This window comes from Flavobacterium sp. N1994 (assembly GCF_025947145.1).
GTDB lineage: Bacteria > Bacteroidota > Bacteroidia > Flavobacteriales > Flavobacteriaceae > Flavobacterium.
Genome location: NZ_CP109999.1, coordinates 2411437 through 2431817 on the forward strand (window position 1 = coordinate 2411437; position 20381 = coordinate 2431817).

The window sequence follows — 20381 nt, forward strand, 5'->3', positions numbered from 1 at the left end:
TATTAAATCAATTCTAACAGTTATGAAAAAAAGTATCCTGTTTTTATTTTTCGTTTGTTCTAATGCTCTATTTTCTCAAAAAGTAACGGATAGTATTACGTCCAAAAGACTTAATGAAGACCGACAAATAACCATTGGTTTACCTCCATCTTATGATAAGCATCCAAATCAAAAATATCCAGTATTGCTTTTACTTGACGGCGATTTCCTATTTGACCCTTTTCAAGGAGCTTTAAGTTATGGCTACTATTGGGACGATTTACCAGAAGTAATTATTGTTGGGATTAGTCAAAATAAAAATAACGAACGTGAAACCGATTGTGCTGTAGACGAAACTACGGGTTTACCAACCGAAAAAGGAGAAGGTTTCTTTGAATTTATTGGAATGGAGTTGTTGCCTTATATTGATAAAAAATATAGAACAGCGCCATTTAAAATTGTAGCAGGATTAGATACTACCGCAGGTTTTTTAAATTGCTATCTCTACAAAGACAACCCGATTTTTGACGCTTTTATTTCAATGAGTCCTGAACTTCCAACTGGAATGGAAGAACAAATCCCAGACCGATTAGCCGCCATTCAAAAGCCTCTTTTCTACTATCACTCTACTGCTGATGGTGATGTGAAAAAGATGCGTAATCGAATTCAAGCGCTAGATGAAGGAGTAAAAAAAATCAAGAAAGAAACACTGAATTACCAGTTTGACGATTTCAAAGGAGCTTCACATTATTCCTTGGTTTTAAATTCGATTCCAAGTGCTTTATACCAAATATTCTCAGTATATCAACCTATTTCTACAACTGAATTCAATGAAAAAATTGCTGTATTGACTTCGGGGTATGTTGATTATTTACAAAAAAAATATGAAGTAATCGAAAAATCTTTTGCCCTAAAATTACCTATTCGTTTAAATGATTTTAAAGCTATTGAAGCTGCAATTTTAAAAAACAAAGCCTACGATGAATTTGATAAATTAGCACAGTTAGCTCGAAAAAATTACCCTAAATCCATGCTTGCTGATTATGAAATGGGTCAGATGTATGAGAAAAAAGGAGATAATGCTAAAGCCGTTAAATCCTATTTGAGTGCTTTTCAAAGAGAGGAAATAGGAGATTTGACCAAAGATATGATGATTGATAGAGCCGATGAATTGAAAAAAAGTTTGCCTAAAAAAGGGAAAAAAGGAAAAGAAGAACCAGTCGTTGAAGAAACGCCACCAGCTGACACTCCAACCGATGCAACTCCTACAGATACGCCAGCACCAAAAGAAACTCCTGCGCCAAAAGAAGATAAAAAACAATAACAATACTGATTCAGCAGCAATGTCTAAAATAAAAACGACTTTTTTTTGTCAAAATTGTGGGTCTCAATACGCCAAATGGCAAGGCCAATGCAATTCGTGCAAAGAATGGAATACCATTGCTGAAGAAATTATACAAAAAGAAGAGAAAACCAGTTGGAAACCCACTTCAACAGAATCAAAAAGAGTCTCTAAACCATTAAGGATAAAAGAAATTGATGCTACTCAAGAAGCCCGGATGGATAGCACAGATGGCGAATTTAACCGAGTGCTTGGAGGCGGAATTGTTCCGGGTTCCTTAATTCTTTTAGGCGGTGAGCCAGGGATAGGGAAGAGTACTTTATTACTCCAAATTTCACTAAAATTACCCTACAAAACGCTGTATGTTTCGGGAGAAGAAAGTCAGAAACAAATCAAAATGAGAGCAGAACGCATCAATCCAAATAGCGACAACTGCTACATTTTAACCGAAACCAAAACGCAAAATATCTTTAGACATATTCTAGAAACCGAACCCGATATTGTGATTATCGATTCGATTCAAACCTTACATACGGATTATATTGATTCGACTCCGGGAAGCATTTCTCAAATTCGAGAAACCACAGCCGAGTTGATAAAATTTGCTAAAGAAACTAACATCCCTGTTATTCTGATTGGTCATATTACCAAAGACGGAAGTATTGCCGGACCAAAAATATTAGAACATATGGTGGATACTGTTATCCAATTTGAAGGTGACAGAAATCATGTGTATCGCATCCTTCGATCACTAAAAAACCGATTTGGTTCTACAGCCGAATTAGGAATATACGAAATGCAAGGTTCTGGCTTAAGAGAGGTGACTAATCCTTCAGAGATTCTAATTTCGCATCGAGAAGAAGAACTCTCAGGAACGGCTATTGCTTCCACTTTAGAAGGCATGAGACCTTTGATGATAGAAATTCAAGCCTTGGTTTCAACAGCAGTTTATGGAACGCCACAAAGAAGTACCACAGGATATAACGCTAAACGATTGAATATGATTTTGGCGGTTTTAGAGAAGCGAGCTGGATTTCGATTAGGAACAAAAGATGTTTTTTTAAATGTTACTGGAGGTATTTCTGTTGATGATCCGGCTATTGATTTGGCTGTTGTGGCTGCCATACTTTCTTCTAACGAAGATATTGCCATTGGGAAACAATATTGCTTTGCTGGCGAAGTAGGACTTTCTGGAGAAATCCGCCCAGTAAATAGAGTAGAACAACGCATTCAAGAAGCCGAAAAGCTTGGTTTTGAAACGATTTTTGTGTCTAAATACAATAAGATTGCCATCAAAAATCCGTTAATTAAAATTGTTTTGGTTTCTAAAATTGAAGAAGTAGTGGAGCAATTATTTGGCTAAACTTTCTCAACACAATAAAAGCCTTTAAAAGCCGTTTTATATAAATGAACTTCCGCTATTTATGAAAACAAAATCACTACTCTTAATTGCATTTCTTTTTATTGTATTGTCTTGTAATTCTTCAAGCACTTTTAATCAATTTGATAAAATGCCCGAAAATAATCATTGGGATAAATCAGATGTCAAACAGTATGAATTTGAAATTAAAGACGATACCAAATTATACAATATTGTATTTGAATTCAGTCATGTTTATGATTATCAATTCGCAAGTGTTCCCATCCAATTTTCTATTGAAAGTCCCGACGGTAAAACGGAAAATTTAGCAATTGATATGCCCATAAGAGAATCCGACGGTAAAGAAATTGCCGACTGTTCCGGAGATGTATGTGATTTAAAATACCGAATAAAAGAAAAAACAACACTTTCCAAAGGAATTTATAAAATTACTATTTCACAAGATTTTAAAATGGCTACCTTTCTTCCCAATGTCATCGGAGTTGGATTAAATGTTGATAGTGTAAAATAAAATGAAAAACACAAAACAAAAAGCATTTCTATTTCTCAAAATAGTAGGTATCATTATACTGCTGGGATTAGCTTTGGTTTTTGCTTTTCGGAATACCATTTTAGAAAAAGTCATTCATCGTATTGACGCCAAATTGGATAAAGACTATCAATGTCATTTTACTATTGAAAAAGCCCAATTTCAGGGGTTGACTAACATCGAATTTCAGCATATTTATTTGGTTCCAAAACAAGCCGATACTTTGGTTCGCATTGACGAATTGAAAACCAGTGTTAACTTTTGGAAACTTTTGGTGGGAGATATTCAATTGGGAAAACTAGAAATCAATAAAGGCTATATTCAGTTGGTAAAAACCAAAAATGGAAGCAACTTTGACGCTTTTCTTCGTTCGAAAAAAGATAAAAAAGACAATGAAGAAGTCAATTATGCGAAGCTTCTAAATCGTATAACTTCTAAGTTGATGGATTTAGTTCCAACCGATATGAACGTTAAAGGATTTGCCTTTAAGATTGATGACAAAGGGAATAAAGTCGTCTTCGATTTTAATCAATTGGCTTTAGCCGATAAAAAACTGAATACACTAATTCAAGTTACTTCGGATAATTTTTCACAACAATGGAGCATTAATGGTTTTGCGGATCCTAGAGATAGGAAAGCCGATTTACAGTTTTTCAATGCTCAAAGTGATACCATTCGTATTCCGTTTTTAGACAAAAAATTCAATTTGAAGACCGGATTTAAATCCATTCATTTCAACTTAGACAATCTTGCTATGGACAGCGGGGAATTGCATATTGATGGGTATTCTTCTATTCAGGATTTATTTGTTAATCATCCTAAAATAGCTGGAAAAGATGTTGTTGTAAAAAATGCCCGCTTTGATTATCATTGGATTGTAGGCAAGCGTTTTATGGCGTTAGACAGTACTTCGACTATTCAATTGAATACAATTAAGTGTCAACCTTATATTTCTTATACAAACGAAGAAGACAAAGTATATGCGCTCAAATTGACCATACCAAAAATGAAAGCACAAGACTTTATAGTGTCTTTGCCAAGCGGTTTATTTCGTCATTTTGAAGGAATGGAAGCCCAAGGAAATTTTAGCTATGTTTTGAATTTTGAATACAACAACCACAAACCAAAAGAGGTTATTTTTACCAGTAAACTCAACCCTGAAAATTTAAAAATCATTAAATATGGTGAAGCCGATTTGAATAAAATCAATGGTGAATTTGTTTATAGAGCTAATGATAAAGGAGTATTGCAACGTCCGATTTTAGTAGGCTCAGGGAATCCAAATTTTACACCGATGGCCGAAATTTCTCCGTATTTGCAAAAATGTGTGTTGACTAGCGAGGATCCCTCTTTCATGACACATCGGGGTTTTATCAATGAAGCTTTTAGAGAATCCATTACTAAAAATATTCGAACAAAGAAATTCTCACGCGGAGCCAGTACTATCAGCATGCAATTAGTAAAAAATGTTTTCCTAACACGCGAAAAAACATTATCCCGAAAATTGGAAGAAATTTTATTGGTTTATATCCTTGAAAACAATCACATCAGCACCAAAGAACGAATGCTTGAAGTGTATTTCAATATCATCGAATGGGGACCAAACATTTATGGCATCGGAGAAGCTTCACACTTTTATTTTCAAAAACCACCTCGTGATTTGAATGTGAATGAATGCTTATTTTTGGCCACTATTATTCCAAGCCCAAAAGGATTTATGTACCGATTTGATGCCGAACATAAATTAAAGATAGGACCAAAACAACAAGAAAAATTCTTGACTAACCTGATGTTCCGTAGAAATTTATTAACAGCCAATGATACTATTGATAATTTCCCGTTGTCTATTTCTGGACCTGCGCAATCTTATTTAAAACAAAAAGCAAAAACTACTGTGATTGATAGTTTAGAGACCAACGAATTTGAGTTTTAAACTGTCTAAATCTGCTTTTTGTTTCTTATCAAACTTTTTGTAGCAATTTTTTCTGTAGCAATTTATTTTGCTACAACTTTCTTTGCTACATTTTTTCTAGATTATTTTATGTGAAAGATTTTCAACACAATCCTAACCGATTGCGTTTTTTATAAGTAGTTGACAATAAACTTTTTATTTGTAGCTTTACGAAACAAAAAGCTCCACTATGAAAAAACTACTCTTTCTTTTATCATTTTTTAGTTTTACTGTAAACGCTCAAACAGTTGCTTTACAAAGTTTCGCTACCGGATTTACCTCGCCAACAGAAATAACACATCCAGTGGGCGATTCTCGTTTGTTTGTAGTGCAACAAGGAGGGATTATTAAAATTGTTAACTCTAACGGTTCTGTTAATGCTACTCCATTTTTAACTTTAACCACAGCAACCATAAGTACGGCAGGTAATGAAAGAGGTTTATTAGGCTTGACCTTTCATCCCAATTATGCGACTAATGGCTATTTTTATATAAACTATACTCGTGCAGGTGATGCCGCCACGGTTATTGCAAGATATACGGTTTCTGCCGACCCAAACGTTGCTGATGCTTCAAGCGGAACTGTTTTACTAACGGTTGCACAACCTTATAATAATCATAATGGCGGTAGTTTAAAGTTTGGCCCTGATGGTTATTTATATATTGGACTGGGTGATGGCGGTTCATCTGGAGATCCCGAAAACAGAGCCCAAAACATAAATGAAAATTTAGGCAAAATGTTGCGTATAGATGTTGATTCTGCTTCTCCTTATGGTATTCCACCAACCAATCCTTACGTCGGCATTGATGGCAATGATGAAATTTGGTCTATTGGTATGAGAAATCCTTGGAAGTTTTCTTTTAACCGATTGAATGGTGATTTGTGGATAGCCGATGTGGGTCAAAGTAATGTTGAAGAAATAGATAAAATCACAAGTCCGTTACCAACAGGTTTGAATTTTGGATGGCGTTGTTATGAAGGTTCGGCAAATTATAACACATCGGGTATTTGTCCTGCTTTTGAAACTACTGTTGCTCCTTTTGCTCAATATACTCATGCCGCTACTAGTGGTTGCTCTATTACTGGAGGATTTTTATATACTGGGACAGCTTTTCCAAATTTCCAAAATAATTATTTCTGTGCAGACTATTGTACTAATAAAATTGGCTTAGTAAACGCATCGGGAGTTATTACTTGGACTCCGGCACTTTCTGGTGGAGCATTCACTACTTTTGGTGAAGACAAGGATGGGGAACTGTATATAGCTAGCAAAGGAAACAGCACTCTTTACAAAATTATTGATACTTCTTTGGCAATAAATAATTTTAATAAAAGTGGTTTGAGTTTTTATCCTAATCCGGCCAAAACTGAAATTTTCATTAAAAACAGTACAGAAATATCACTTTCCAAACTCAAAATAGTTGACCTTACGGGGAAATTAGTATTGATAAAAACACTAGAAAACAATAGTAACCCTTCTATAAATATTACGTCTTTATCTAGTGGACTTTATATGATTGCTGTTGAAGATTCTACAGGGAATCAATATCAATCAAAATTAATCATAGAATAATTAAGGTGCAGGATTTGGAATTAATTCCTGAATTTTATTAATCTCAGAAATAATCTCTGGTGTTAAAACCGTTTCAAAAGCAACAATATTTTCCTTAAGTTGTTCCATAGTGGTGGCACCAATAATAGTTGAGGTCACAAAATCTTGTTGGTTAACAAAAGCTAAAGCCATCTGGGTTAAAGTTAGTCCGTTGGCTTGAGCTAATTCATGGTAAAGTTTTGTGGCTCGATGACAATTGTCGTTTGAATATCTTGTAAACTGAGGAAATAAACCTAAACGAGATGTCGGTAAAGTGCCATTCAAATGTTTCCCAGTCAAAAAGCTAAAGGCCAAAGGGGAGTAAGCTAACAAACCTACATTTTCGCGCATGCCAATTTCCGAAAGACCTACTTCATACAAACGATTCAGCAATGAAAATGGATTTTGAATGGTTATAATTCTGGGTAAATTATGTTTTTCACTTTCGCTAATGAATTTCATTACACCATACGGATTTTCATTAGAAACTCCAATATGCTTTATCTTTCCTTCTTTGATTAAACCATCATAAACACTCAATACTTCAAAGAAATTTTCTTGCCAATTAGGGTCAATTTTTGAAACACCGCGTTGCCCAAACATATTCATAATTCTTTCTGGCCAATGCATTTGATACAAATCGATATAATCGGTTTGAAGATTTTTTAAACTCAAATCCACGGCTTCGTGAATGCTCTTCTTTGAAAAATCTAATGGATTGCGAATGTATCCCATACCACGATTTGGACCAGCGATTTTGGTAGCGATAACTAAATCTTCTCTTTTACCAGATTTTTTTAACCAAGTCCCAATATATCTTTCCGTTTCACCAAGTGTAGCTTCTTTAGCAGCAATAGGATACATTTCAGCAGTATCAATAAAATTAACGCCTTTTTCTATAGCATAATCTAATTGAGCATGTGCCTCGCTTTCTGAATTTTGTTCGCCAAAGGTCATGGTGCCAAGACAAACTTTACTAACTTTTACGGTAGTATTGGGTAAAGTGGTGTACTTCATTTTGTGTTTTCAAAATAAATGAGAGGCTAATGCACTAAACTAAATCTCTTTTTTAGCTCAATAAATTAGTCACGAATGAGGGATAAATTCCCATCAGAATGTTAAGTAAAATGGCCACTACGGCTACGCAGTAATATACAAAAGGAACAGCTCTCTTTTCTTCAGAAGCGTCTTTAGTATACATCGCGAGAATTAATTTGAAATAATAGCCTATGCTTATTATAGAGTTAATTACACCTGCAATTACTACTACCATAAAGCCTGCTTTAATAGTTTGACTAAACAACATAAATTTCGCAAAGAATCCGGCAAAAATTGGAATTCCAGCCATCGATAATAGTGAGGCAGTTAATACTGCAGCCAATAAAGGACTGGTTTTTCCTAAACCGTTAAAGTTCTCAATATCTTCGTTGTCTTTGTCTTTAGTAACATAAATAATTACGGCAAAAGAAGCGATACCAGCTAAGGCATAAGCTGCGGTATAATATAAAAGTGTGCTTGCCGCCGATGATAAACTTAGAATCGCCATCAACATAAATCCAGCATGTGAAATCCCGGAAAAAGCCAACATACGTTTGACATTCTTTTGGCGTAAAGCCATAATATTTCCAACGGTCATTGATAGAATAGAAACCACCACAATCACCATTTCAAATGTTGGTGATAAAGCCGTCATCATACCACTCAATAATTTGTACAAGGTTGCCATCGCTACCACTTTTGCTAAAGTACTCATTGTGGCTGTGGTCATGGATGGAGAGCCTTCATAAACATCAGGCGCCCAAAAATGAAACGGAGCAGCTGCAATTTTGAATAACATCCCGATAAGCATCAAAGTAATTCCTATTGGGAACCAAATTGGTAATCCAGCACCTTGTGATAAATCTTTGATTTCTGCTATGTCAAAATAACCAGTAGCACCATAAATCAAACAAATTCCAAATAGAATAATTCCTGAAGCAAATGAACCTAATAGGAAATATTTCATACCAGCTTCATTACTTTTAATATCCAATCTTCGGCTAGCCGCTAATACATATAATGAGATGGATAACACTTCAATTCCCAAAAAGAACATGGATAAGTTTCCAAAAGAAACCATAGCAACAGCGCCCGCTAAAAGGAATATTTTAATGGCAATAAAATCGGATATTTTAGTAGGATGGTCTTTGTAAAAATCACCAGATAACGCTACTAAAAAGATAGTTAAAACAATAAATAAACTAGAAAAAGCAACAGAGAATTTATCTACAACAATCATATTATTGTAGAAAGCTCCTGGCGTGTTAAACTCGGAGATGGTAAGTCCAAGAATGGCTAATAAACCAAGTACCGCTACTGGAACTAACAGCTTTCTTAAATTAAAGATTTCAGCGATAAGGCAAAAAACACCTAAACCTGATATGGCAATTAATGTATTCATTGGTAGGACTTAGTTATTAATGTTGGTTAAAATTTCTTTTAAACTTGGGGTTACCAAATCCACGATAGGTTTTGGATACAATCCGAAGAATAATAAAAAGGCAATAATGATGATAAACGTAATCGCTTCACTGGTTGTGACATCAGCAAATACTCTTGTGTTCGTTTCTCCTAACATCGTATTTTGGAACATTTTCAGCATGTAATAAGCGCCCAAAATGATAGTCGTTCCCCCTAAGACAGCAAACCAAATATTAGCTTGACTTAAACTATACAATACGGTAAACTCTCCCACAAAGTTGAAAGTTCCGGGTAATGCTACCGATGCTAATACCAAAATCATAAACATAGAAGTGAACTTTGGTGTTTGGGAACGAATGCCTCCCATATCCTCGATTTTATTCGTTTCGTATCTTCTGAAAATGATTTCAGCAGCAAAGAACAACCCTACAATCACAAAACCGTGAGCTATCATTTGAGAAACCGCACCGCTTAATCCGTCAAGCGTTAATGTATAACATCCCGCAGCAATTAAACCAACGTGAGCCAATGAAGAATAAGCCAATAATTTTTTCAAATCCTTTTGACGTAAAGCCACAATAGAACCATAAATTACACCAGCAATACTTAAACCGATTAATATCGGCATATAGGTTTTTGCAGCTTCTGGAGCAATAGGTAATTGCCAACGTATAACGCTGTACAATCCCATTTTTAGCATAACTCCTGATAAAAGCATTGTTCCAACAGTTGGTGCTTTTTGATACACTTTTGCTTGCCAAGTATGGAAAGGAATAATCGGAATTTTAATGGCATAAGCTAAGAAGAATGCGAAGAAAACCCAGCATTGTTCGTTAGCCGTAAGATCTAATTTGTATAAGTCTTCCAATAAAAAGCTTCCTGCTTTTGAATACAAATAAGCAAAAGCAATTAGCATGAATAATGAACCTCCTAAAGTATAGATAAAGAATTTCAAGACTGCTTTTTTACGCTCTTCAGCATCTCCGTTCCCCCAAATCAAAGCAATAAAGTAAATCGGAATCAAAGCCAATTCCCAGAAAATATAATACAATAATCCGTCAGCGGCTAAGAATGTTCCTGTCATAGCGAATGACATAAACAGCACTAAAGCATAAAAACTTTTGGCATTTGAAAACGTATTTCCAAAAGAGGAAAAGATAATCAACGGAGTTAAAGCTGTCGTCAATAGGATCATTGCCATAGATAAGCCATCTGCTTTGAAAGCTAAAGCTACTTTTGGATTATCAATCCAACTTCCCATAAAACTGATGTCAGCCCCTTGACTCAATAAGTTTAACAAATACAAGGACAAGCCTAAAGCACCTAAACTGAAAACCAGTGCGACTTTAGAAGCTAATTTATCTCCTGCTAGAAACGTGGCTATGGCACCAACGAGAAGTAATAATAATATAGTAGTTACATCCATTATGTAAAAATTATTGAGCTATAAATAAATAAGTTACGATGACAACAACGCCAATTACAAAAGCAAATAAGTACAAACCAATACTGCCGTTTTGTAATTTTTTACCTTGTTTTCCAATTCCATTAGCAACAGTTCCCAAACTGAAAACAGTATTTCCTAAAGCGGGTTCTAAAGTGGTTCTAAAGAAATTAGCCAAACTGTTTAACGGTCTTACGATAAGGAACGTGTAAAATTCATCTACGTAATATTTGTTGTAAACTGTTTTTGCAAAGCCAGTAATGTCCGCATCTTCTTTTGGTACAAAACTTTGTTTGATATATTTTGAGTAAGCCCAAAGAATACCAAATATTGCTCCAGCCAATGCAATTCCCATTAACATATATTCGTTGCTTCCTAAAGCGTGTTCTTCGTGTTTTATTCCTAATATGGGTTCAATGAAGTGGTTTAACCAATTACTTCCTGGTAAATTAATGGCACCACCAACGAAAGCTAAAATCGCTAATATCACCAAAGGAATAGTAATCAGACTTGGACTTTCATGCAAATGATGTTTTTGTTCTTCGGTTCCTCTGAAGTCTTTGAAAAAGGTCAAGTACATCAATCGGAACATATAGAAAGCTGTCATTATTGAAGCTATAGAAGCCACAACCCATAATACTTTATTGTGTTCAAAAGCAACCATTAAGATTTCATCTTTGGACCAGAATCCAGCAAAAGGGAAGATACCAGCAATCGCTAAAGTAGAAATCATCATAGTCCAGAAGGTGATTGGCATTGCTTTGCGCAAACCACCCATTTTTCGCATATCCTGTTCACCATGCAATCCGTGAATTACAGAACCCGAACCTAAGAACAAACAAGCTTTAAAGAAAGCATGAGTGATTACGTGGAATACAGCAACATTATAAGCTCCCAATCCTAATGCCAAGAACATTAATCCCAATTGAGAAACGGTAGAGTAAGCCAATACTTTTTTAATGTCGTTTTGTAATAAACCAATCGAAGCCGCTACTAAAGCAGTTGCTGCTCCAACAATAGCAATTATATTTTGAACGCTTGGAGTTAAGTCGAATAAGATGTTCATTCTAGTTACCATAAAAATACCAGCGGTAACCATCGTAGCAGCGTGGATTAGGGCCGAAACAGGTGTAGGACCAGCCATCGCATCAGGCAACCAAGTATATAAAGGCAACTGAGCCGATTTACCACAAGCTCCAATAAATAAACATAAAGCAGCAAGTGCCAACATCGCAGTATCTGAATTACCTGCAGCAAGAGCGGTTCTCAATTCAGTATAATTTAAAGTAGAGAACATTGAGGCAATGATAAACATTCCGATAAGGAAACCTAAATCCCCAATACGGTTCATGATAAAGGCTTTCTTAGCAGCATCATTATAAGGTTGGTTTTTATACCAAAATCCAATTAATAAATACGAACACAATCCAACGCCTTCCCATCCAATAAACATTACTAATAAGTTGCTTCCGATAACAAGTGTAATCATAAAGAAAACAAACAGATTTAAATACGCAAAGAATTTATGCATATTCTCATCATCGTGCATGTAGCTGATAGAATACAAGTGAATTAGGGAACCAATTCCGGTAACGAATAATAACCAAAGCAATGACAATTGATCTAATAAAATTCCGAAACTTAAACTGAAATTATGAACCGAAATCCAATCGAATAAAGCAAATTCAAATGGTTTTCCTGATTGTTGTAATTGGGTAAAAAAGCAAATGCTTAGTAAAAAAGAAACCACTACAGTTAGCGTTCCGATAGCACCCGAAACGTTTCGGCTTACTTTTTTTCCAAAGAAAACATTGAAAAGAAATCCAACAAATGGAGATAAGAGTAATAGTAAAGCTAATTTTGTTTCCATCCCTGATTATCCTTTTAAGTTCTTTAAATTAGCTATATCAATAGAGCCGACATTTCTATACACCGAAACTAAAATGGCCAAACCTACAGCAACTTCTGCAGCGGCAACTGCCATCGAGAAAAATACAAATACTTGTCCTTCGGCATCTTGATGATAAGTTGAAAAGGCTACAAACAATAGATTTACAGCGTTCAACATTATTTCGATAGACATGAATACAATAATCGCATTTCTTCTATATAATACACCAAAAACTCCGATGCAAAACAACAGTACCGAAAGGAAAATGTAGTTTTCTATACCTATTTGATTTAAAATATTATTCATTTTATTTTTCGGTTTTTTCTTTTTTAGACAATAAAACAACACCAATCATAGCCACTAACAATAAGATAGAAGCAAATTCAAAAGGCACCATGTATTCATTAAGCAATACTGTTCCTAGTTTTTTGATGGATTGAAAATCTTCTCCAGAAGAGTCATAATCACCCATAATCGTTTTCGAATTAATGAAAATCGTTACCAAAACAACACTCATTAATATAAAAACTGTGATAGCGCCAAGTCTTGTAATACGAGGCTTATGGACTTCATCTTCCTTATTCAAATTCATTAACATGATAGTAAAAAGGAAGAGCACCATAATGGCTCCAGAATAAACTATAATGTGTACAATAGCCAAAAACTGGGCATTAAATAATAAATAATGACCCGCAATCGAGAAGAAACAAATCACTAAATAAATAGCGCTGTGAATAGGGTTTTTACTGTAAATAGTCAAAAACGCCGAAGCCAACGTAATGGCCGATAAAAAGTAGAATGTAATTAATATAGGCGACATTAGTTAGCGTTTTTAAGTTGAGTGTTTTTCATAGCCATTTCTAAAGGCATAACCAATTTATCTTTTCCGAAAATAAAATCTTCTCTGTTGTATTGAGCAGGAACCAATTCTTTTGAAATCGTTAAGTAGATAGCGTCTTTTGGACAAGCCTCTTCACACAACCCACAGAAAATACAACGCAACATATTGATTTCATAGATTTCGGCATACTTCTCTTCACGGTACAAATGTTCTTCTCCTTTTTTACGTTCAGCGGCTTTCATAGTGATAGCTTCTGCTGGACATGAAAGAGCACATAAACCACAAGCGGTACAGTTTTCACGACCTAGTTCATCACGTTTTAACATGTGTTGTCCACGATAAACTGGGCTGAATTCACGTACTTGTTCTGGGTAATGAATAGTGGCTTTTTTTCTAAAAAAGTGTTTGATGGTAATTAGTAAACCCTTAAAGATGGCTACTAAATATAGGCGCTCCAAGAAAGTCATTTCCTTATTGGAAACTTGCTTTTTGTGACCCGAAAGCGAAATGCTTTGTATTGTTGTTGACATAATTGCTGTATCTTAATTAAAAGCTAAAATGCAAATTCCTGTTATTATAATGTTGATGATAGAAAGCGGAATTAAAATCTTCCAACCCAAGTTCATCAATTGATCGTATCTGAAACGCGGTATCGTCCAACGCACCCACATATAAAAGAATATGAAGAAACATATTTTGACAAATAAAACTCCGATTCCTAAAACATTCGCAGTATTCACCCCTACATGATCTACCATCCATTGCATACCAGGATAGTTATATCCACCAAAATAAAGCACCGCAATAATCGTTGATGAAATAAACATGTTAGCATATTCGGCAAACAAATAGAATCCCATTTTCATGGAAGAATATTCAGTGTGATATCCACCAATTAATTCTGATTCACATTCGGCCAAGTCAAACGGAGTTCGATTTGTTTCAGCGAAAGCACAGATTAGGAATATTAAGAATCCTACGGGTTGGTAGAACACATTCCAGTTCATACCTTGTTGTTGCAACGAAACTTCTTTTAAGCTCAAGGTTCCAGTCATCATTACTAAAGCAATAATTGATAGTCCCATCGCCACCTCATAAGAAACCATTTGTGATGCTGCACGAACCGCTCCCATTAAAGAGAATTTATTATTGGATGCCCAACCCCCAATCATGATCCCATACACACCAACAGAAACCACTCCGAAAATGTATAATAAAGAAACATCAATATCAGTAGCTTGCAAATAAACCGTTCTTCCGAAGATTTCCAATTTATCTCCCCAAGGAATTACAGCACTGGTCATCAAAGCCGTACTCATCGCAATAGCGGGTCCTACGAAAAACAAAAATTTATTGGGTGTATTAGGCTCAAATTCTTCTTTGGCAAATAATTTCATACCATCAGCAAGCGGTTGTAATAAACCTCCCCATCCGGCACGATTTGGACCAACTCTGTCTTGAAGAAAAGCCGCCACTTTACGCTCAGCCCATGTGGAATACATCGCCATAATCATGGTAACGGCAAATACGGTTATAATCAAAACGCTTTTTTCTATAATAAAGGCACTATCCATTGTTCTTTGAATTTACTGGGTTACCATCTATTTTTTCGTTGTATTCAATCTCAGACATACTAATTTTTTTACGGTCGATATCTCTACCTTGAAGGATTCCTTTTTCCGTATCAATGACAACTGAATCTAATTTTCCGTAATGTTTATTTTGATTGATAACCGAATCTTTCTCAAATTTTCTAGGACCTTCAATTACCCAATCCGAAACTTCTTTTTTATCAAAACGACAAGTATTGCAGATGAAATCTTCTACTTCGTGGTATTCGTCTTTACGAGCAGTTACTCTCTGAATTTCGTTTCCGAACATCCATAAAGTTGTTTTTCCGCAACAACCCGGTGTAGTACATTCTCTGTGTGCATTAAAAGGTTTGTTGAACCAAACTCTTGATTTGAATCGGAAAGTCTTATCTGTTAAAGCTCCAACCGGACAAACATCAATCATGTTTCCAGAAAATTCATTATCAATCGCTGCTGAAACACAAGTAGAAATTTGGGAATGGTCTCCACGATTCAAAACCCCGTGAACTCTTTTATCTGTTAATTGATCGGCAACTTCTACACAACGTTGGCAAACGATGCAACGGTTCATGTGCAATTGGATTTTATCCCCAATGTCTTCTGGCTCAAAAGTTCTTTTTTCTTCAATGAAACGTTGTTGTAATTTTCCGTGTTCGAAGCTTAAGTTCTGTAAATCACATTCTCCTGCTTGGTCACAAACCGGACAATCTAATGGGTGATTGATCAAAAGGAATTCGGTTACCGCTTTTCTCGCTTCAGTTACTCTATCTGATTTTTTGCTGGCTACTTCCATTCCATCTTGACAACCTGTTACACAAGAGGCAACAAGTTTTGGCATCGGTCTTGGATCGGCTTCGCTACCTTTGGTAACATCCACTAAACAACAACGACATTTTCCGCCGGTTCCTTTTAGTTTCGAATAATAACACATGGCTGGCGGAACTGATTCTCCACCAATCATACGAGCAGCCTGCAGGATGGTTGTCCCTGCTTCTACTTCAATTTCTTGACCGTCTATGGTTACTTTCATTGTATGAAATTCTAGTCTTTATATTTCTTGTTTGGCCACTAAATGCTTCACTTTTTCAAAAGGTTCCGCTACAAAGTGATCTCTGTTTTTTACTTTCTCAGGAAAACGAATATGGTATTCAAATTCATCCTTGAAGTGACGAATCGCCGCAGCAACAGGCCATGAAGCCGCATCTCCTAAAGGACAAATGGTATTTCCTTCAATTTTGGATTGGATACTCCATAATAATTCGATATCCTCTTCACGTCCGTGTCCGTTTTCGATTCTGTGCAATACTTTTTCTAACCAACCTGTACCTTCACGGCAAGGAGTACATTGCCCACATGATTCATGGTGATAGAAACGAGAAAAATTCCAAGTATTACGAACGATACAAGTTCGGTCGTCATATACAATAAATCCTCCTGAACCCAACATCGAACCGGTCGCGAATCCACCGTCAGACAAACTTTCGTAAGTCATCAAACGGTCTTCACCGGCAGCAGTTTTATAGATTAAATGCGCTGGTAAGATTGGCACTGAAGAACCTCCTGGCACTAATGCCTTCAAAGGTCTGTCGGTTTGCATTCCACCACAATATTCATCGGAATTCATGAATTCATATACAGAAACTCCTAATTCAATTTCATAAACGCCTTGGTTTTTGATATTTCCAGAGGCCGAAATTAATTTAGTTCCCGTAGAACGGCCAATTCCAATACCAGCATAATCAGCGCCTGAATTATTGATAATCCAAGGCACAGCTGCAATCGTTTCAACATTGTTTACTACGGTTGGATTTTGCCAAAGTCCTTTAACAGCAGGGAAGGGTGGTTTCAAACGAGGATTCCCACGATTTCCCTCTAAGCTTTCAATAAGCGCCGTTTCTTCTCCACAGATATAAGCTCCGCCTCCAATTTGAACAAACAATTCTAAATCGTAGCCCGAGCCTAATATATTTTTACCCAACCAACCAGCAGCTTTTGCTTCGGCGATGGCTCTCTCTAAAATCTTGTAAACCCACATATATTCTCCACGGATGTAGATGTAGGATAGGTTAGCACCCAAAGCATAACTCGACGTAATCATTCCTTCAATCAAAAGGTGAGGAATGTATTCCATCAAATAACGGTCTTTGAAAGTACCCGGTTCCGACTCATCGGCATTACAAACCAAATGTCTTGGATTACCCGATTTTTTGTCGATAAAACTCCATTTCATTCCAGCAGGGAAACCCGCACCACCACGACCACGAAGTCCCGAAGTTTTTACTTCTTCCACTACTTCATCTGGAGTCATTTTTTTCAGGGCTTTTTCTACCGAAGCATAACCGCCTTCACGACGATAGACTTCATAGGTTTTAATGCCTGGAACGTTGATTTTGTCTAATAATATTTTTCTCCCCATGATATTATTTATCGTGTAAAGTGATTTTTCCGTCTTTGCAATCAGCAATTAACTGATCTACTTTTTCTTTTGTCAAATGCTCTTTATAGAAATCACCTAACTGCATCATTGGTGCATACCCACAGGCTCCTAAACATTCTACACCACGTACTTCAAACATACCGTCAGCAGTGGGTTCGCCAATGCCTACGCCTAATTTAGAACAAGTGTAATCCATCAAATCTTCAACGCCGTTTTGACAACAAGCAGCAGTTTGACAGAATTCGAACATGTATTTTCCTATTGGTCTTTGGTTGAACATGGTATAAAAAGTAACTACTTCGTATACTTCAATAGGTAATATTTCTAAAATCTCGGCGACTTTATCTTGTAATTCAATACTCAACCAATTGTCGTGAGCATCTTGAACTTCATGTAAAACAGGCAATAAAGCGGATTTCTTTTTATCGGCTGGATAATGACTGATTAACTCATTGATGCGAGCCATCAAGGGTTCAGTAATGTTTATCTCTTGTTTGATGTGTGATCTTTCCATTTTTATTATTTTAAATTTTGAATTATAAATTTTAAATTATAAATTTTAAATGTTTGGAATAATTTAGAATTTAAAATTCATCATTTATAATTTTTTTAGGCGTCTAATTCGCCTGCAATTACATTTAAACTTGATAATATTACGATAGCGTCGGATAACATTCCGCCTTTAATCATATCGGTGTAAGCTTGATAATAGATATAACAAGGTCTGCGGAACTTCAAACGGTAAGGAGTTCTACTTCCGTCGGTAATTAAATAAAAACCTAATTCTCCATTTCCACCTTCAACGGCATGATAAATTTCATCTACAGGAACTGGAACTTCACCCATCACAATTTTGAAGTGATAGATTAAACTTTCCATATTCGTATAAACATCTTCTTTTGGAGGCAAATAATAATCAGGAACATCTGCATGAATTGGTCCTTCTGGTAATTTGGCTAGAGCTTGTTTAATGATACTGATGCTTTCCCAAACTTCTGCATTACGAACACAAAAACGGTCATAAGTATCACCTGATTTTCCAACAGGTACATCAAATTCAAAATCTTCGTAAGACGAATACGGAGCGGCTTTTCGAACGTCGTAATCAATTCCAGCTGCACGTAAATTAGGGCCAGTTAATCCATATTGCATAGCTTTTTCAGCAGTAATCGGACCAACGTTAACCGTTCTATCAATAAAGATTCTATTTCTTTCGAACAGGTTTTCGAATTCTTTCCAAGCTACTGGGAAATCTGTTAAGAAAACATCCAATTTTTTAAAGGCTTCTTCAGACCAGTCTCTTTCGAAACCACCTATTCTTCCCATATTGGTTGTTAAACGAGCCCCACAAATTTCTTCATATATCTCGTATACTTTTTCTCTGAATTGAAATACATAAAGGAAACCAGTATAAGCTCCAGTATCCACTCCTAAAATCGAATTACAAATTAAGTGATCCGTAATACGAGCTAATTCCATCACAATAACTCTTAAATACTGTGCTCTTTTAGGAACTTCAATATTCAACAATTTTTCAACAGTCATCCACCAAGCCATATTGTTGATAGGCGATGAACAATAGTTCATACGGTCTGTCAATACATTGATTTGGTAAAACGGACGGTTTTCAGCAATCTTTTCAAAGGCACGGTGAATGTAACCTACAGTGGGTTCGGCATCTAGAATTCTTTCTCCATCCATCAATAAGATGTTTTGGAAAATTCCGTGAGTAGCCGGGTGAGTTGGTCCTAAATTCAGAATAGAAAATTCACTTCCGTCTTCATTTCGGGTTTGCTCTATGATTTTAGCATAGCGATGCTCTGGTGGTAATAATAAATCTGACATTTATAATGTTGAGTTATCCATTTGACTTTTTACTGGTGTTCTTCCAAAGAAACGGTCGTCTTTATCGGTTCTTCCGCTGTCTTCCATTGGGAATTCTTTTCGCATCGGATGAGAAACCATTTCATCCATATTCAAAATTCGTTTCAACTGGGGGTGTCCTTTAAAATTGATTCCAAAGAAATCCCAAGCTTCTCTTTCCATCCAATTGGCACATAAAAACAAATCGGTTATCGTATCTATTTCAGCTGGGTCAGGCAAATAAGTCTTAACTCGGATACGAACATTTTCAATCCAATTATGCATTTGATAAACAACTGAAAATTGGTGCGTTTCATCATTATCTGGAAAATGAATTCCAGCCAAATCCGTTAAAAAATGGAAGTTTAAATCTTCTTGTTCTTTCAAAAAGCGAATCACTTCATGAATAGTTTCTGGGGTTGCCTCAAAAGTGAAAATATCTCTTTTCATTTCAAAATTTAGCACATTGTTGCCAAACGCTTGAGACAATTTTTCTTGTATAAAAGCTGTTTCTAAAGCCATATTATAGGTTGTAAGAAGCTAATAATTCTTTGTATTCTGGTGAATTTCTTCGGCGTACCGATTCATTTTTCACCAATTCTTGTAATTGCATTACACCTTGCACAATTTGCTCAGGTCTTGGTGGACAACCTGGTACGTAAACATCTACAGGGATTACTTTGTCAATGCCTTGTAAAACAGAATACGTATCAAACACCCCTCCTGATGAAGCACAAGCTCCAACAGCAATTACCCAACGAGGTTCCGACATTTGTTCGTAAACCTGACGTAAAATCGGCGCCATTTTTTTAGAAATAGTTCCCATTACCATTAGCATATCTGCTTGACGAGGCGAGAAACTCACCCTTTCAGAACCAAAACGGGCTAAATCGTAGTGAGAGGCCATGGTTGCCATAAATTCAATTCCGCAACAAGAAGTGGCGAAAGGCAATGGCCAAAGGGAATTAGCGCGAGCTAGTCCGACAACATCATTCAGTTTTGTAGCAAAGAAACCTTCACCAACTACTCCTTCTGGTGGAGCAACCATATTTGTTTTAGAATCACTCATTTATAATTCGT

The 20381-nt window shown here is 36.0% G+C and carries 19 protein-coding genes; 5 read left to right on the forward strand and 14 right to left on the reverse strand.

The features are described from left to right. The first annotated feature begins 22 nt into the window (after nt 1-22). The 5 genes from OLM53_RS10730 to OLM53_RS10750 all read left to right on the forward strand — a co-directional run bounded on the left by OLM53_RS10730 (nt 23) and on the right by OLM53_RS10750 (nt 6755). Complete coding sequence (locus tag OLM53_RS10730; protein WP_264520232.1) at nt 23-1303, forward strand: alpha/beta hydrolase; 1281 nt, start codon at nt 23-25, stop codon at nt 1301-1303. A 19-nt stretch (nt 1304-1322) separates the two neighbouring features. Further along, the gene (gene radA / locus OLM53_RS10735) at nt 1323-2684 is read left to right on the forward strand and encodes a DNA repair protein RadA (RefSeq protein WP_264520233.1); all 1362 of its coding nucleotides are present in this window, start codon (nt 1323-1325) and stop codon (nt 2682-2684) included. 61 nt (nt 2685-2745) lie between these two features. Continuing rightward, the gene (locus tag OLM53_RS10740) at nt 2746-3213 is read left to right on the forward strand and encodes a gliding motility lipoprotein GldH (RefSeq protein ID WP_264520234.1); all 468 of its coding nucleotides are present in this window, start codon (nt 2746-2748) and stop codon (nt 3211-3213) included. Between the two features lies 1 nt (nt 3214). Beyond that, complete coding sequence (locus tag OLM53_RS10745; RefSeq protein ID WP_264520235.1) at nt 3215-5164, forward strand: transglycosylase domain-containing protein; 1950 nt, start codon at nt 3215-3217, stop codon at nt 5162-5164. Between the two features lie 208 nt (nt 5165-5372). Then, nucleotides 5373-6755 (forward strand): PQQ-dependent sugar dehydrogenase, encoded by a 1383-nt coding sequence (locus OLM53_RS10750; protein ID WP_264520236.1) that lies wholly within the window; start codon nt 5373-5375, stop codon nt 6753-6755. Here OLM53_RS10750 and OLM53_RS10755 read toward each other — a convergent pair whose 3' ends face one another. From OLM53_RS10755 to OLM53_RS10820, 14 genes are all read right to left on the reverse strand, one after another. Continuing rightward, nucleotides 6756-7790, reverse strand: coding sequence for an aldo/keto reductase (locus OLM53_RS10755; protein WP_264520237.1), 1035 nt, complete (start codon nt 7788-7790; stop codon nt 6756-6758). It lies immediately after the preceding gene. A gap of 52 nt (nt 7791-7842) precedes the next feature. Continuing rightward, nucleotides 7843-9213, reverse strand: coding sequence for an NADH-quinone oxidoreductase subunit N (locus tag OLM53_RS10760; RefSeq protein ID WP_264520238.1), 1371 nt, complete (start codon nt 9211-9213; stop codon nt 7843-7845). Nucleotides 9214-9222: 9 nt separating this feature from the next. Beyond that, nucleotides 9223-10659 carry a complex I subunit 4 family protein gene (locus OLM53_RS10765; RefSeq protein WP_264520239.1) on the reverse strand — a complete coding sequence of 479 codons (1437 nt, stop codon included), beginning with the start codon at nt 10657-10659 and terminating at the stop codon, nt 9223-9225. A 10-nt stretch (nt 10660-10669) separates the two neighbouring features. Then, a complete protein-coding gene (gene nuoL / locus OLM53_RS10770) occupies nt 10670-12547 on the reverse strand; it encodes an NADH-quinone oxidoreductase subunit L (RefSeq protein WP_264520240.1) in 1878 nt (625 codons plus the stop codon). A gap of 6 nt (nt 12548-12553) precedes the next feature. Next, nucleotides 12554-12874, reverse strand: a complete 321-nt coding sequence (gene nuoK / locus OLM53_RS10775; RefSeq protein WP_264520241.1) for an NADH-quinone oxidoreductase subunit NuoK — start codon at nt 12872-12874, stop codon at nt 12554-12556. 1 nt (nt 12875) lies between these two features. Next, complete coding sequence (locus tag OLM53_RS10780) at nt 12876-13388, reverse strand: NADH-quinone oxidoreductase subunit J (RefSeq protein WP_264520242.1); 513 nt, start codon at nt 13386-13388, stop codon at nt 12876-12878. Continuing rightward, nucleotides 13388-13939, reverse strand: coding sequence for a NuoI/complex I 23 kDa subunit family protein (locus tag OLM53_RS10785; protein WP_264520243.1), 552 nt, complete (start codon nt 13937-13939; stop codon nt 13388-13390). Before OLM53_RS10785 ends, OLM53_RS10780 begins: the two co-directional genes overlap by 1 nt. Nucleotides 13940-13951: 12 nt before the next feature. Continuing rightward, nucleotides 13952-14983 carry an NADH-quinone oxidoreductase subunit NuoH gene (nuoH, locus tag OLM53_RS10790; RefSeq protein ID WP_264520244.1) on the reverse strand — a complete coding sequence of 344 codons (1032 nt, stop codon included), beginning with the start codon at nt 14981-14983 and terminating at the stop codon, nt 13952-13954. Then, nucleotides 14976-16031: a 2Fe-2S iron-sulfur cluster-binding protein gene (locus OLM53_RS10795; protein WP_264520245.1), complete on the reverse strand. Its 1056-nt coding sequence runs from the start codon at nt 16029-16031 to the stop codon at nt 14976-14978. The genes nuoH and OLM53_RS10795 overlap by 8 nt, the downstream gene beginning before the upstream one ends. Before the next feature lie 18 nt (nt 16032-16049). Then, nucleotides 16050-17417 carry an NADH-quinone oxidoreductase subunit NuoF gene (gene nuoF, locus OLM53_RS10800; RefSeq protein WP_264520246.1) on the reverse strand — a complete coding sequence of 456 codons (1368 nt, stop codon included), beginning with the start codon at nt 17415-17417 and terminating at the stop codon, nt 16050-16052. 4 nt (nt 17418-17421) lie between these two features. Then, nucleotides 17422-17952, reverse strand: a complete 531-nt coding sequence (locus OLM53_RS10805; RefSeq protein WP_264520247.1) for a complex I 24 kDa subunit family protein — start codon at nt 17950-17952, stop codon at nt 17422-17424. A gap of 95 nt (nt 17953-18047) precedes the next feature. Further along, nucleotides 18048-19283 (reverse strand): NADH dehydrogenase (quinone) subunit D, encoded by a 1236-nt coding sequence (nuoD, locus tag OLM53_RS10810; protein WP_264520248.1) that lies wholly within the window; start codon nt 19281-19283, stop codon nt 18048-18050. Next, nucleotides 19284-19823: an NADH-quinone oxidoreductase subunit C gene (locus OLM53_RS10815; protein WP_264520249.1), complete on the reverse strand. Its 540-nt coding sequence runs from the start codon at nt 19821-19823 to the stop codon at nt 19284-19286. Between the two features lies 1 nt (nt 19824). Next, a complete protein-coding gene (locus OLM53_RS10820; protein ID WP_264520250.1) occupies nt 19825-20370 on the reverse strand; it encodes an NADH-quinone oxidoreductase subunit B in 546 nt (181 codons plus the stop codon). Between the last annotated feature and the right edge of the window lie 11 nt (nt 20371-20381).